At 60.2% G+C, this 14,222-nt stretch carries 17 protein-coding genes; all 17 read left to right on the top strand.

From position 1 onward, the window contains the following. Positions 1-64 precede the first annotated feature (64 nt). The 17 genes from CS390_RS16245 to CS390_RS16165 all read left to right on the top strand — a co-directional run bounded on the left by CS390_RS16245 (position 65) and on the right by CS390_RS16165 (position 14,195). Positions 65-316: a holin gene (locus CS390_RS16245; RefSeq protein WP_099775343.1), complete on the top strand. Its 252-nt coding sequence runs from the start codon at positions 65-67 to the stop codon at positions 314-316. Continuing rightward, positions 313-822, top strand: coding sequence for a glycoside hydrolase family protein (locus tag CS390_RS16240; protein WP_099775342.1), 510 nt, complete (start codon positions 313-315; stop codon positions 820-822). The genes CS390_RS16245 and CS390_RS16240 overlap by 4 nt, the downstream gene beginning before the upstream one ends. Further along, the gene (locus CS390_RS16235; RefSeq protein WP_099775341.1) at positions 822-1,259 is read left to right on the top strand and encodes a lysis system i-spanin subunit Rz; all 438 of its coding nucleotides are present in this window, start codon (positions 822-824) and stop codon (positions 1,257-1,259) included. The genes CS390_RS16240 and CS390_RS16235 overlap by 1 nt, the downstream gene beginning before the upstream one ends. A gap of 71 nt (positions 1,260-1,330) precedes the next feature. Further along, the gene (locus tag CS390_RS16230; protein ID WP_099775340.1) at positions 1,331-1,762 is read left to right on the top strand and encodes a hypothetical protein; all 432 of its coding nucleotides are present in this window, start codon (positions 1,331-1,333) and stop codon (positions 1,760-1,762) included. A 4-nt stretch (positions 1,763-1,766) separates the two neighbouring features. Continuing rightward, complete coding sequence (locus CS390_RS16225; RefSeq protein ID WP_099775339.1) at positions 1,767-1,973, top strand: hypothetical protein; 207 nt, start codon at positions 1,767-1,769, stop codon at positions 1,971-1,973. Further along, positions 1,970-3,568 carry a portal protein gene (locus CS390_RS16220; protein ID WP_177442411.1) on the top strand — a complete coding sequence of 533 codons (1,599 nt, stop codon included), beginning with the start codon at positions 1,970-1,972 and terminating at the stop codon, positions 3,566-3,568. Before CS390_RS16225 ends, CS390_RS16220 begins: the two co-directional genes overlap by 4 nt. Continuing rightward, the gene (locus tag CS390_RS16215) at positions 3,565-3,798 is read left to right on the top strand and encodes a hypothetical protein (RefSeq protein WP_218195289.1); all 234 of its coding nucleotides are present in this window, start codon (positions 3,565-3,567) and stop codon (positions 3,796-3,798) included. Before CS390_RS16220 ends, CS390_RS16215 begins: the two co-directional genes overlap by 4 nt. Before the next feature lie 2 nt (positions 3,799-3,800). Next, positions 3,801-4,043, top strand: a complete 243-nt coding sequence (locus CS390_RS16210) for a hypothetical protein (protein WP_099775337.1) — start codon at positions 3,801-3,803, stop codon at positions 4,041-4,043. After that, positions 4,040-4,885 carry a hypothetical protein gene (locus tag CS390_RS16205; RefSeq protein ID WP_099775336.1) on the top strand — a complete coding sequence of 282 codons (846 nt, stop codon included), beginning with the start codon at positions 4,040-4,042 and terminating at the stop codon, positions 4,883-4,885. The genes CS390_RS16210 and CS390_RS16205 overlap by 4 nt, the downstream gene beginning before the upstream one ends. 202 nt (positions 4,886-5,087) lie before the next feature. After that, positions 5,088-5,954: a phage capsid protein gene (locus CS390_RS16200; protein ID WP_256587507.1), complete on the top strand. Its 867-nt coding sequence runs from the start codon at positions 5,088-5,090 to the stop codon at positions 5,952-5,954. 43 nt (positions 5,955-5,997) lie between these two features. Beyond that, on the top strand, positions 5,998-6,459 hold the full coding sequence (locus CS390_RS16195) for a hypothetical protein (RefSeq protein WP_099775334.1): 462 nt from the start codon (positions 5,998-6,000) through the stop codon (positions 6,457-6,459). A gap of 73 nt (positions 6,460-6,532) precedes the next feature. Next, on the top strand, positions 6,533-7,120 hold the full coding sequence (locus CS390_RS16190) for a hypothetical protein (protein WP_256587506.1): 588 nt from the start codon (positions 6,533-6,535) through the stop codon (positions 7,118-7,120). Next, positions 7,120-9,288 carry a hypothetical protein gene (locus CS390_RS16185; RefSeq protein WP_099776733.1) on the top strand — a complete coding sequence of 723 codons (2,169 nt, stop codon included), beginning with the start codon at positions 7,120-7,122 and terminating at the stop codon, positions 9,286-9,288. Before CS390_RS16190 ends, CS390_RS16185 begins: the two co-directional genes overlap by 1 nt. Before the next feature lie 8 nt (positions 9,289-9,296). After that, positions 9,297-9,740, top strand: a complete 444-nt coding sequence (locus CS390_RS16180; RefSeq protein ID WP_065760235.1) for a GNAT family N-acetyltransferase — start codon at positions 9,297-9,299, stop codon at positions 9,738-9,740. A 2-nt stretch (positions 9,741-9,742) separates the two neighbouring features. Continuing rightward, positions 9,743-10,258, top strand: a complete 516-nt coding sequence (locus CS390_RS16175; protein ID WP_099775333.1) for a hypothetical protein — start codon at positions 9,743-9,745, stop codon at positions 10,256-10,258. Then, a complete protein-coding gene (locus CS390_RS16170; protein WP_157767151.1) occupies positions 10,258-12,279 on the top strand; it encodes a hypothetical protein in 2,022 nt (673 codons plus the stop codon). The genes CS390_RS16175 and CS390_RS16170 overlap by 1 nt, the downstream gene beginning before the upstream one ends. Then, the gene (locus tag CS390_RS16165) at positions 12,276-14,195 is read left to right on the top strand and encodes a hypothetical protein (RefSeq protein WP_157767150.1); all 1,920 of its coding nucleotides are present in this window, start codon (positions 12,276-12,278) and stop codon (positions 14,193-14,195) included. Before CS390_RS16170 ends, CS390_RS16165 begins: the two co-directional genes overlap by 4 nt. Positions 14,196-14,222: the final 27 nt, after the last annotated feature.

The raw sequence follows: 14,222 nt of genomic DNA, 5'->3' as shown, positions 1-14,222 counted from the left end.
CCACCGTGCGGGGTTTTTTTGACCCTGGAGGCAACCCATGAACGCCCCAGTCAGGAGCAAGCACATGGCGAATCAGGCACCGGAAGGGATTGCGGAAGTGGTGGGCGCGTCCGTCGCAAACAAAGGGATGATGGTCGGCGCCGCCACCGGTTTTGTCGGCTGGCTGTCCCAGGTCAACTGGATCGGTATTGCTGGTGTCCTGGTCGCAGTGTTCGGCCTGCTGGTCAATGCCTACTTCCAGGCTCGCCGCGACCGCCGCGAGTCCGCCGAGAGTGAGGCACGCATCCAATCAATCCGCGAGCAGTGCCAGCGATGAGCGCCCGCAACCGCATAGCGGTAGGCCTGCTGACCATGAGCCTTGCCGGCATTGGCGCCTGGAAGGCCAACGAGGGCTATACCAGCAACGCCATCATCCCCACCAAGGGCGACGTTCCCACCATCGGCCACGGCTCGACGCGGTATGAGGACGGCACCCGCGTCAGGATGGGCGACACCATCACCCCGGCCCGGGCAGACGTGTTGGCACGAAACCTTATCAGTCAGGACGAAAAGCAGTTCGCGGCCTCGATCCCGGGCGTGAAGCTGTACCAGGAAGAGTTCGACCTGTACATGGACTTTGTGGGCCAGTACGGCATGGGCAACTGGCGCACTGGATCACCGCGCCGGTACCTGCTGGAGGGTAACTACGTCGGGGCCTGCGAAGCGCTGCTGCTGTACCGGTATGCCGCCGGCTTCGACTGCTCGACACCCGGCAACAAGCGCTGTCCTGGCGTCTGGAAACGCCAGCTCGAGCGCAACGCCAAGTGCAAGGCGGTGCAGTGATGGTCCGCTATCTCATCGCTGGGCTTTCTCTGGCGTTGATTCTGGCGCTTTGGCGGCTCGACCATACCGACACCAGCTTAAGCACCGCTACGCAGCGTGTGCGAGAGCTGGAGAACGCAAACGAATCCCGCAAGAACACCCAGCGCTTACTGACCCAGCTCGACACCGAACATACCCAGGAGCGTGAACGTGCCAATCAGACCAATGCCAACCTTCGTGCTGCTGTCGCTGCTGGCGAACACCGGCTGTCAGTCCTCGCCAAGTGCCCCGCAAGAGGATCAACAGGCGCCAGCAGCCTGGACCATGATCAAGCGCGAGCCGAACTTGACCCAGCGGCTGCTGAACGAATTGTCCGAATCACCAACGACGGCGACGACGCCATCCGCCAACTGAGCGCACTGCAGGACTACGTCCGGACTGCGTGCCCCGCCAAATAGTCGGGATCCCGACACCTCTCCACCATGATGCTGGGCCTCGTTGATCCCTACCAATCACCGAGGCTCACCCCATGCCAGCCCCCGATAGCCTGATCGTCCAGACCCCGGGCGAACCAGTAACCACCACCGCGCAAGCCGTCGATCCAGCAGCATCGACGACCACCAGCACTGAATCGCAGCCACCTGTAACCCCTACCTACACCGCCAAACACAACGGTGGCGGTCGCTGGAAGATCTGGTACACGCCAGTCGAAGGCCAGGCCGACTGGTTTAGCGACTTCGTTGCCATCGGCGACGGCGCCAAGGAACAGGCCGAAGCCGAGGCCCAGCGTCTGAACGATGGCGGTGAGCCCCTGGTCATCGATGCGCGCCGCGACTCCGACCGCGCAACCCTGGAGCAGCGCCAACCCACCACCGCGCAAGCCGTCGATCCAACCACCATCAAGCAGGCTGTCATGACCAGCGAGGGCTGGCTGTGTCCTGAGCCGGCTGCGAAGGAGTAAGGCCATGTGCGGCGGAGGCCCAAGCAAACCCAAGGTCGTTCAGACCGAAGATCCCGCAGTCACCGCCCAAAAAGCGGCTGACGCAGCGGCCAAGAAAGCCAACGACGAAACCGCTGTGCGGCGTAAGCGTAAGTCCGAAAGCAGCCTGCTGTCGTCCGGTGGCGCCGCAGGCACCGTCATCGAGCAAGGAAAGAGAACCCTCGGATCATGAATGCCGACCAGATCTGCAAGACCCTGAGCACGCTCAAGTCGCTGCGCAGCCCGCATGAGCAGGTCTGGCGCGATTGCTACGACCACACCTACCCGATCCGGGGGAACGGCTTCTACTGCGAGATGATGAGCGCACAGGAAGCCCTTAACCGCAAAGCGCGGATCTTCGACGGCACCACCACCGACGCGGCACGCATCCTGTCGTCGTCGGTGCAGTCCGGCCTGACGCCGGCCAACAGCATCTGGTTCGGCATGGACGTCGGCCAAGAGAGCGAGGATGAACGCCGCTGGCTGGACGACTCGTCCGACATCATCTGGCAGAACATTCACGCATCCAACTTCGACGCGGCAGCCTTTGAGGGACTGCTCGACGTTGTTTGCGCCGGCTGGTTCGCCCTGTACATCGATTCTGACCGGGAGCGGGGCGGTTTCACGTTCGACCTCTGGCCCATCGCCAGCGTGTTCTGCTCGGCGTCCAAGGCAGGCGGCAAGATCGATACCGTCTACCGCACCTACAAGCTCACCGCCGAACAGGCCGTCAATGAGTTCGGGGAGGAGAACCTTAGCGAGCCAACGCGCAAGCTGGCCAAGACCAAGCCCCAAGAGTTGGTTGAGTTCGTGCACGCGGTCTACCCGCGCAGCACCTACATGGTCGGCGCCCGCTTGGCCAAGAACATGCCGATCGCTTCCTGCAAGGTGGAGGTTGCTGCAAAGAAGGTCGTGACAGAGTCGGGCTATCACGAAATGCCGGTCGTTGTGCCGCGCTGGATGATGATCCCCGACAGCGTGTATGCCACTGGCCCTGTGGCCGATGCGCTTCCGGACGCTCGCACCCTCAACGAGATGGTGCGCATGGACTTGGCTGCGGCTGACTTGGCCATTGCTGGCATGTGGATCGCGGAAGATGACGGGGTGCTTAACCCGAAGACCGTGCGTGTAGGCCCGCGCAAGATCATCGTGGCCAACTCCGTCGACAGCATGAAACCCCTGCAAAGCGGGTCCAACTTCCAGTACGCCGACGCCCGTATCAGCAGGTTGCAGGCCGCCATCCGCAAGACCCTGATGGCTGACCAGCTCCAGGCGCAAGACGGCCCGGCCATGACGGCGACCGAAGTGCATGTGCGGGTGAATCTGATCCGCCAACTGCTGGGCCCGGTCTATGGCCGCCTGCAGACCGAGTACCTGCAACCCCTGATCGAGCGCTGCTTCGGTATCGCGTACCGGGCCGGGATCCTCGGGCAGGCACCTGAAACGCTGGCAGGTCGCAACTTCACCGTGCGTTACCTGAGTCCGCTGGCCCGCTCTCAGAAGCTGGAAGAGGTCACGGCCATCGACCAGTTCGTGCAAGGAGCACTGGTCGTCGCTCAGGCAGATCCAACCGTTATGGACAACATCGATCTGGACGAGGCCCAGCGCTTCAAGGGCGAGGCTATGGGCGTGCCCTCAGCTGTCATCCGCAGCAAGGCCGACCGCGACAAGCTGCGGGAGGACCGCGCCCAAGCCCAGCAGGCGGCCATGGAGCAGCAACAGCAGATGGCAATGCAACAGATGGTCGGTGAGGCCGCACTCAAACAAGCACCAGGAGCAGCAGCGTGACCCCTGAGCAAATCGACGACATGTTCAAGCGGGTATTCGAGCAGCACGCCGAGGGTGTGCTTGTGCTCGAGCACCTGATTCAGCGTTTCAGCCGAAACGCCGTAACCGTGGGCGGCATCGATGCCGTTCTCAAAACCTACCTGCAGGCCGGCCACCGCGAGGTGCTCGACCACATCCTGCTCCGCATCAATCGCGCCAATGGCGTGCAAGACCAACCTGAAGAGGAATGACCATGGACAATCAGCACAAGAAGATCACCGGCTACCGTGACCTGAGCCAATCCGAGATCGACGGAATGAATTCGATCAAGGCTCTGGAAGCTGATGCCGGTGAGCTGTTCAAGCAGATCGGCAAGATCGATGGCGTCGACCAGCGACTGCTGGCGCTAGCCAAGACCAACCTTCAACAGGGCTTTATGTGGTTCGTTCGCTCCATTGCCAAGCCTGCTGATCCATTCACCGGGGGTGACGCATGAACTGGTACATCCACAACCGTCTCGGCCACTACCTGTGCAACGAAACAGGCGAGGGCGGCGACCCAAGCGGCGGCGCTACCCCACCAGCAGCAACCCCACCGGCAAGCACCGTGCTGAACACTGGTGCAACCAACGACTGGCTCCCTGAGAAGTACCGCACCAACAAGGAGGATGGCAGCCTTGATCTTGAAGCATCGTCGCGGAAGGTTGCCGACGCCTACCGGAGCCTCGAAACCCGCTTGGGCTCGGGTGATGTGGCGCCGAAGACCGTCGATGAATACAACGTCAAGCTGGAAGGGGTCGAGGGCTTCAACTGGGAAGAGTTCAAGGCCGACGAGGGTACGCAGTCGTTCCTGAAGGGGGCCCACGCCAAGGGCCTGACGAACGACCAGGTGTCGTATGTGATCGGTGAGTACTTGAAGGTTGCCCCCGGCCTGGTCGAGGGTGGCGCCCAGCTGACCGCCCAAGACTGCACCGCTGCACTCAAGTCTGTTTGGACCGATGACCAGGCCATGCAGACCAACGTGCGCGCCTCCTATCGTGCAGCCGAGGCCTTCGCCAGTGCGGAAGGCCAGCCGGGCAGCTTTCAGAACCTGATGGCCAAGTATGGGAACGACCCGGACTTCATCGCTTTCACGGCCAATATCGGCAAGGAGCTGAGCGAAGACACGCCAATCAACGGTGGCGCGGTGAATGAGGCCGACTTCAACGTCAAGACCAGTGAGCTGCGCGAGCAGTTGGCGAAGATGCCGGCGCACGATCCGAAGCGCGCCGCCATCAAGCAACAGTTGGATGCCATGTACGAGCAACGCTACAGCAAGAACAAATCCCGCCTCGGCTGAGTCCTCAGCGCAAATAGTCGGGAAACCGACACCCTCCATGCACAAACATCGCAGGCATCCCAGCAATGGGCCGGCCTGCGGTGGCACGCAGATACCCGGCAAGCCCCAGGCGAAGCAATGCCGATGCACGCCAGGAATTCAGGCCCACCCAAGCGGTGGACACCCTGCAGGCAACCCAACTATCTGCATTGGAGTGCATCGTATGTCACAGCAAATCACCGAGGCGTTTGTTCAGCAGTTCGCTGACAACTTCCGCCACCTGGCTCAGCAGATGCAATCGCGCTTCGAGCCGCATGTAACCATCGAGCCGAACATCGTCGGGATGTCCAAGTCGGTTAACCGCCTGGGCCAGCGCACCGCGAACCGCCGCACCCAGCGCCACGCTGACACCCCAATCAACGATCAACCACACAGCACCCGCTTTGTCGACCTGTTCGACTGGGATGACGGTGACATGATCGATGACCAGGACAAGATCCGCATGCTGGTTGACCCGACGTCCGAATACGTCAAGGCAATGATTGCTTCGCTGAACCGTGCGAAAGATGACGTCATCATCGCCTCGATGGGCGGTAACTCTCGCTCAGCCTCCGGCAACATCATCCTTCCGGCAACCCAGAAGATCGCGGTGGGCGGTACTGGCTTGACCAAAGCCAAGATCATTCAAGCCCGCAAGATGTTCCGGAAGAACGAGGCCGACAAGCATGCCGGCGAAGAGTTGTTCATCAGCTACAGCGCCCAGGCAGCTGCTGACATCCTGGCTGACCCGACGCTGACCAGCGCCGACTACTTGGCCGGTCGATTCCTCGAGGACGGCGACGTTGAAGGTAAATGGATGGGCTTCAACTGGATTCCCAGCGAGCGCACCCCTTACGACGGCGCAACCCGACGCTTGTACGCCTGGGCAAAGTCCGGCGTAACCCTGGGCAAAGGGGCGGACATCACCACCAAGGTGGGTGAAGACCCGGGCAAGGGCTTCAACGTCCGCATCTACGCCAAGATGTCCATCGGCGCCGTTCGGGTCGAGGAAGAAAAGGTCGTGGAAATCGCAGTAACCGAGGCCGCGTAAGCGGCTTTGGCCTTTACCTCTTCCCAGATTTAGGAGCCAAACCATGGCAACCGCAAACGCATCCGTCGCCGCCGCCCGTGCTGCGCTTCCTCAGCAACTGGTGAAACCGAACCTGCAGGGCGCCGATATCCAGATTCTGGTCAGTACCTTCACCGTTCCGGCTGGTGGCCTGGCAATCGGCGACAAGATCTCGTGGGGCTTTCTGCCGTTCGGTGCACGCCTCATGCCCGGTACCAAGCTGTATTTCTCAGCCGGTGCCGCGTCTTCCACCCTCAACCTGGGCGATCCGGTGTCGCAGGCTCGCTATCTGGCTGCCACCTCAGTGGCTGCTGCTGGTAACGCTGTGGCCGAGGCCCAGTTTGCTAACGGTGCATTGTTTGAGGTCAGCGTTGCTCAGCAGGGCTTGCCTACCGATCAAAGTGAGCTGCTTTCCACTGTGGCTGGTGCAGCCCTTCAGGCTGGCCAGGTCATCACCTTGGTAGCGCAGTACGCCGGCCAGAACTAACCGCGCTGCCACGGATGGCGAACCACCTTTCCGGGGCCTTGTGCCCCGGTCTTTTTATCCGGAGACACAAAGTATGACGATGGCTACCGGCGTTTCAATTTGCTCCAACGCGCTGTTGATGCTCGGTGCTCAGACCATCAACGACTTTGCCGACCAGGTGAACCTGGACCGGGCGAAGCTCTGCGCAAACCTCTATCCCTCGCAGCGCGACACCATGCTGCGTGCCCATCCTTGGAACTGCTGTATCAAGCGCATCGTGCTGGCGCCTGACGCAGTTGCTCCAGCATTTGGCTACTCCCATGCCTTTGAGCTGCCCGCCGACTGCCTGCGCGTGCTTGAGGTCGGTACCGGTGGGATGCAGATCGATTACTTGGTGGAAGGTCGATCCATCCAGGCCGATACAACCGTGCTGGAGCTGCGCTATGTCTTCCGCAATGAAGTGGAGAGCTCTTGGGACTCACACCTGATTGATCTGATGACCATCGCTATGGCCGCTGTTTTGGCCTATCCGATAACGCAGTCGACATCGGAGCGTGACTCCCGCGAGATGAAACTGGAGCGGGCGCTGAAAGTTGCCAAGGCAGTGGATGGCCAGGAAGACCCACCCCAGACGTTGGGCGATGAACGCCTCTTGGCTGCTCGACTTGGGGCATGGCGCTGATGGCCAGGTTCACACTGATCCAGACCAATTTCACCGCTGGTGAGATTTCCCCGCGGATGTATGGCCGTGTCGATATTGCTCGGTACCAGAACGGCGCCATGACCATGGAGAATGCGTGGCCAGTTGTGCACGGTGGGGCGATGCGCCGATATGGCACGCTGCATTGCGCTGCGGCCAAGTTCCACGACAAAAAGGCAATCCTGATCCCTTACGTATTCAACACCGAGCAGGCCTACATGGTCGAGTTCGGTGACCTGTACGTGCGACTTTTCTACCCTAATGGCGACCCAATCGAGAGCGCTCCAGGCGTTCCGCTTGAACTGGTCAGCCCATACACACAGGACATGCTTGCTCAGCTGGAATACGTGCAGGGCGCTGACACCATGTTTCTGTTCCACCCCATGGTGCCAATCCATCGCCTACGTCGGGTCACCAATACCGCATGGACGTTGGCCCCGGCACCGTTCGTTACGACACCGTTTGCTGAGGCCGGCATTAAGTTCAGCACGTCCGCGACCATTTCTGATGCCACTGTAGGTACAGGGCGCACGTTCACTTCTTCGGCCAGCGCCTTCCTGGCGTCTGATGTTGGTCGGCAGATTGCCGCTGGCGGAGGCATTGCCGAGGTGACCACAGTCACCAGCGCCACCGTGGCCACCGTTGAGGTGGTCGTTGCGTTCGCGGGCACTGCGATTGCCAACTGGGAGTTGAGCTTGTCGCCACAGACCAGCAATACGCCAAGCGCAAAAGATCCTGTGGGTAAGGCCATCACCTTGACTCTCAGTGCCGCAGGCTGGCGTCCTACGGATGTGGGCAAGTACGTCAAGATCAATGAGGGGCTTGTCCAGATAACTGCGTACACAAGCTCAACAATCGTCAAAGGCATCATCAAAGCTGCGCTCACGTCTGCAGTTGCGTCTACGGCTAACGCCTGGTCGCTCGAATCGCCGGTTTGGGATGCGGTGAATGGGTACCCGGCTACCGGTACGTTGTACGAGCAGCGCCTGGCCTGCGCGGGATCGCCGAACTACCCCCAAACCGTATGGCTCAGCCGTACCGGCGAGTACCTGAATTTCGAGCTGGGCACCAAGGACGACGATGCAATGTCGTTCACTGTCGCTTCCGACCAAATCAACCCAGTCTCCCACTTGGCTCAGGTCAAGGTCTTGATCGCGCTTACCTACGGCGGTGAGTTCAGTTTGACCGGTGGTGTCGAAAAGCCCATCACACCGACCAACATCCAGGTAAAAAACCAGTCGGTGTACGGTTGCAACAAGGTGCGGCCTGTTCGGATCGGCAACGAGCTGTATTTCGTCCAGCGCTCCAATCGCAAGCTGCGGGCTATGGCCTACAAGTACGATTCCGACGCGTATGGCTCGCCGGATATGTCCGTGCTGTCCGAGCACGCTACGAAGTCGGGCATCGTCTCGATGGCTTATCAGCAAGAGCAGGAGTCGATTCTGTTCATGGCCCGCGCTGACGGTGTGATGGCGACCATGACAGTCGACCGTGACCAGGATGTGGTCGGCTGGGCCCGCCAGATCACTGATGGTGCTTTCGAGTCGGTTGCTTCGATTCCTACCGAAGACGGTGACCAAGTGTTCGCGGTTGTGCGCCGTACCATCAACGGCCAGAACGTACGCTACATCGAGCGCTTCACAGATGGCTGTCAGGTTGATTGCGGCATCTTCGGCACCAGCGAAGCCGGAAAGGCGGTCTGGTCTGGCCTGAGTCATCTGGAAGGCAAGACCCTCGACATCGTCGCAGACGGCGTTGTCATGCAACAGCAGGTCGTCACTGGCGGCCAGATCACTCTCCCGCGAGTGGCCTTCAACATCCAGGCGGGTTTGCCGTTCACGACCCGCATCAAAACGCTGACGCCTGAGGTTCAGGGCGGCACCGGCAGCGCCCAGGGCAACAGCATGCGCGTGGGTGAGATCACTTTGCGGTTTCTGGAAACCACCGGCTGCAAGGTAAACGGCCAAACCATCGCATTTCGCAACCTTGGTGTCGGTGTCTTGGACAAGCCGGCGCCATTGTTCACCGGAGATCATCGACTGGAGAACCTGGGCTGGGAGCGCGGTAAGGCCTCGGTCGAAATTGTCCAAGACCAGCCGCTGCCGTTCCACCTGCTCTGCGTCATCAAGAAAATCACAATCAACGACTGAGGTGCCCAATGATTCGGCCCGCAACCCATGATGATGTTCCACGCTTGGTTGAGCTTGGCACCCTGTTGCACGAAACCAGCTGCTATTCCGAGGCGGGCTATTCCGCCGAGAAGGTCGAAAAGCACCTCCGTGCCCTGATCGACGGTTTAGGCGTTGTGTTCGCTGCTGAAGTTGACGGCAAGGTTGTTGGCGGTTTCGCCGGTGCAGTTGCTGAGCAGTGGTTCAGCAATGACCTGATTGCCTACGACTATTCCGTGTTTATCGAACCAGGGCGGCGACAAGGGATCCTTGCATCCCGCCTGATCCTAACCTTCAAGGAGTGGGCCAGGATCAAGGGCGCCAAGCAGATTCATATGGGCATCACCACTGCCATGAACGTCGAAGGTACGGCGCGACTGTATCGCCACCTTGGCTTTCGTGAAGCTGGCCCACTTTTCAAGATGGAGATCTAACCATGGGTGTTGAAGTTGCTCTGGTCACTGCGCTGGTAGCAGGTACAGCAATGTCGGCTTACTCATCGGTCCAGCAAGGCAGGCAGGCCAAGCTAACCGCCGATGCTCAATCAGATCAGGCCCAAATCGATGCAGACAACGCAGCCAGCGCTGCTGTGGTGCAGGCCGACCGCATCAGGAAAATGGCGCGCATCCAAGCAGGTGAGGCTAATGCCGCACTTGCGGCTTCTGGTGTTGAAGTTGGTGCCGGTACCGCCGTGAACATCAATGAAGATATCTACAAAAACGCGGAAGAAGATGCCGCAATGACGATCTTCAACGGCGAAAACCAGCGAAAGCGAGGCTATGTCGATGCCAGCAACATATCGTTGGCGGGGCGGCAGGCACAGTCTTCGGCCAACATGCAGGCGGCAGGCACGGTCCTTGGTGGTGCTGCGCAGGGGTTCATGGGCTATTCCAACTGGAAGGCCTCTGCAGGCAGCAACGGTAAGGCTGCTGGTGTAGGAGGGAATGGTTGATGAGGATTCCAACGGGGCCAGGTATTTCCCGTGTACTCCCTGAGGCTCAGCAGAACAGGGTGATAACCGGCGATTCCAGCGGTCAGGGTCGAGGCCTCCAGCAGGCCGGTAATGCAGTCCAGAACGTTGCACTGACTGTGATGGATCAGCAGACCCGGGAGAACAAAGCCCTTGCCAGAGTGAAGGCGAACAACGCTCTGCTCGAGCGTGAAACCCAAATCTCAACCATCACCACCGATCTGGCTGAGCAGGTTAGGCTGGGGAAAATCACCTACGACAAACTTGAAGAGGCCTATACGGGGGCTGTTTCCAAGCTTGACCCTATCACCAGTCCAGGCCTGGACGAGGCAGAGCAAGAGGGGCTTGGGATTTCTGCCAAGCGTTTCCAGTTAAGTGGCCTGGACAACATCCGTAAGGTCGCCATTTCGGCCCGTACCGATGCTGCCAAGGGCGATTTGGCTGTACGCATGGACATGTTGGGCAAGGATGCAGCCATGCCCGGCGCGAACATAGATCAGATCAACGCCTGCATGGATGCCGAAGACATCGACATCGCTGGGCGTCTGGCCTATGGCGAAATGTGGACCGCAAAGAAACAGGAGTTCAAGGACTCCAATTGGACTACTCATGCCACCCAGCGGGTGGTTGCTGCACGTGATGGGCTCGGCAACCTGCAGCAGATCGAGCACGACCTGACCGCCGAAGATGGGTTCTACGCCAAGAAGCTTGATCCTGAGAAACGCAACCAGTTGCTGAACACTGTTACCGGTCGCATCTACCAGGTGAAGGAACACAACCAGCGCCAGGCTGAAATGCGTGAAATGAAGGCAGAGCGCATCCTGACCCAGATGGATCGGCAGGCCGCCACGGGCATTCCACCTTCGCCAGCAGAGCAGCAGCGCTGGCAGGCTGGCCTATCTGGTACCTCGGCTGCTGGCGAGTACAACACCCGCATTGCGGAGATGAACCAGGTACAGCAGGTTTTACGCCTGCCGATCCTGGAGCAGCAACAGTACCTGGATAAACAGCGCCAGCAACTTGCTATCAACGGCGGGAGTGTTGCCCAGGTTACTAACCTCAACCGCTTGCAGTCCGCTATAGAAAGCAACGTCAAGCTGATGAAGGAAGATCCATTGACCTTCAACTCCATGCGTACCGGTACCGACGTCGAGCCGCTGGATATCAGCGGTATCAGCACGCCAGAAGGTCAGCAGCGCTTAGTCGAGCAGTTGGGCGGGCGCTACGACACTGTTAACGCAATGCGTAAGGCCTATGGCCCAGAGGTTGCCAGAGTACCGTTGAAGGAGGGCGAGCAGACTATGCTGAAAGCTGCTCTGCTCCAGGCCGACGACAACACCAAGCTGCAGATCTTTGGTGCCTTGGCCAAAGCAGCCCCTACAGGCGCCGACTTTGCTGCAACAGCCAAGTCGCTGGCCGCAGATCAACCAGTCACCGTTCTGGCCGGCATGGCGCAGTTTCGTGGGCTCAAAGGCACCGACGGTACCGACGTGCCCAAGATGCTGCTACTCGGTCAGAAGGTTCTGGCGGATAAGTCCACGCCTCAGCCCAAGGAAGACATGCTCCGTGCCGCATTCGACGAGCACGTTGGCAACTCACTACAACCAGGTACCCCGCAACGTGAGCAAGCCTACCAAGGCTTCAAAGCGCTGTACGTGGGTACCGCTACGTCGAAGGGCTTGAGCTATGAAGCGGGAGATGACCTCGATAGCAAGACGGCCCAGGCTGCTGTCGACATGATCACTGGTGGCATTGCAGAGCGTGCTGGCGCCAAGGTCGTGAAGCCCTACGGCATGTCCGACAGCAACTTCGGCAAGATCGTGGACATCGAACTGGAAGGCCTGGCCAAGCGTACCGAGTTCCCCATCGGCCAGCTGGAGGACATGCCTATGTCGCCGGTACCGGGCAAGGAGGGGGCTTACTACCTGCTGAACGCGGGTCGTATTCAGGTAGACCCGAAGACCAATGAACCGATGATCGTTAACGTGGGGGTAGCTAAGTGAGCTGGCTTGATGGAATGGTCGACGAGGGTGAGGTAGCGAGCCAAGAGCAGCGCCTGGATAGAACTACCGAACGACTTGAGCCAGGCGCCTTTACGGGCGCTCTTGACGTTATCGGCCCTGGCTTATTGCGTGGTGGGCTTGAGGCAAGCTCGTCGGTCGAGTCCGGTTTCAGCTCGCTCTGGCAGACTGGCTTGGATGCGGCCGCCAGCGTGTTGCTGCCCGAGCCGAAGTTCGGCGGTACCCCGGACGTCACCAGCGCCGAGCGATCGAGCCAGGAAACGCTGGGGAAAGGCACAGCCCAAGAAGTGATGGAGCTGCGCCCTGATCCTGCTGAAGTCGGTGTTGTAGGTCAGATCCTGGGCGAGGCTGCCGCTGTGCTGCCGCGCACCGTGGTCGGCACTGTATTGGCGGGGCCGGTTGGCGGTGCAGTGGCTGCTGGTGGACCTGCAGGTTACAGCGGTAAGCAGGTGGCTATGACCGAAGGCATCGATGAGAACACCGCAACGCTCAAGGGGCTGATAGATGCCGGCACCGTGGGCATTGGTGCAATCTTGCCGGCGGCGCGGTTCGTTGGCCCTGTTCTCGGTGATGCTGCAATTGCTGTGGGAGCGAACGTTGGCTTGGGTATGACAGGGCGCGGGCTTACCGCCAAAGTTCTGGAGGATGGTGGGTACACCGCCCAGGCTGCCCAGTATCGGATGATGGACGGCACAGCGATGGCTACCGATGCCATTCTGGGGGCTGCGTTCTTCGGCATCGGCAGGGCCGGCATGCGCAGGCCTACCACCGAGCAGGTTGATGCGGCCTTGGCCGAGCGCACCACTCAGCACTTTGACGTCGACACTGCACCAGGTGCGCCGATCAATCCCCGGTCGGCCGTCGCTCACCAAGAAGCGCTACGCACTGCTATCAGTCAGATCAGCCGCGGCGAACCAGTGGTGTTGCCCGATAGCATCCACGCCGCTGAGTTCCTGCGGGGTACCGATCAGCCAAGGCCGGTGGCGCCTACCCGTGAGCAGGCGCTGTTCACCGCCCGCCAGGACCTGGAACCAACCTTGCGCATCGAGCTCGAGCAGGAAGCTGCCGGTATGTTGCCGAACGTGGCAGATATCCGCACTGAGTTAGCGAGCGTGCAGCGTTCACTGGATGGTTTGGACGCTACTTTCCGAGAGCGGGCGAAAGAATTTCAGGCCCAAGGGCAGGGCCGCAAGTTGGCAGAGGCATCAGCCCGTCAGACTATCGAAGCTGAGCGCCTAGAGCTTTCCGACCGTATCACAGCGCTGACTGACTCCCTTGACGGCAACCGAACCGCAGAGCTTGCCCGTGCTGATCTTGCAGCGCTGGCCCGTGGGGAGATCCCTCAGCGTATGCAGCCGCGCATAGAGCGGCGGGCGGACGCCATCACCAAGGGTGTTGAACAGAAGCCGCTGGCTGGTGCTGTGGCTGAAGGCAACCGTTTGAGCATCGCCCAGGTTGCCCGACAGGAGATGGCCAGAATCATTGCCGATCAGGATCGGGCTCAGCCAGTGCTGCAGGCCAAGGCTCTGGATATTGGTGCATCGAAGACTGCAACACCTGCGCAACAGCCTGCAACGCCAGAGGCGAAACCTGCATCAAATCAGGCGAAACCCGCAACACCCGGCGCTGAAACTGCATCGCAACCGGCAAAAGATGCAACAGACCTTGCTGGCCCTAGCCAGATCGATACCGATCCCACCATCCAACTAGCTAATGAGGTGCTGGCACGCATGGACGATATGCACTTGGCCACGGGAGCGACGGATGCTGACGGCAAGCCGGTGACGATTTCCGCGCGTGAACTGCTGGCCCAGGCTGATGCTGATATTCAGGCCGCCCAGCAAGACAGCAAAGGCTTTGCTGCTGCGGCAGCTTGTTTTTTGCAGCGGGGAATGTAGCGGCAGAGACGCTGCCAATAATGTATA

Source organism: Pseudomonas sp. HLS-6, assembly GCF_002753995.1.
Lineage (GTDB): Bacteria > Pseudomonadota > Gammaproteobacteria > Pseudomonadales > Pseudomonadaceae > Aquipseudomonas > Aquipseudomonas defluvii.
Note: the sequence above shows the minus strand (reverse complement) of the source record. Positions and strands in the feature narration are given on the sequence as shown.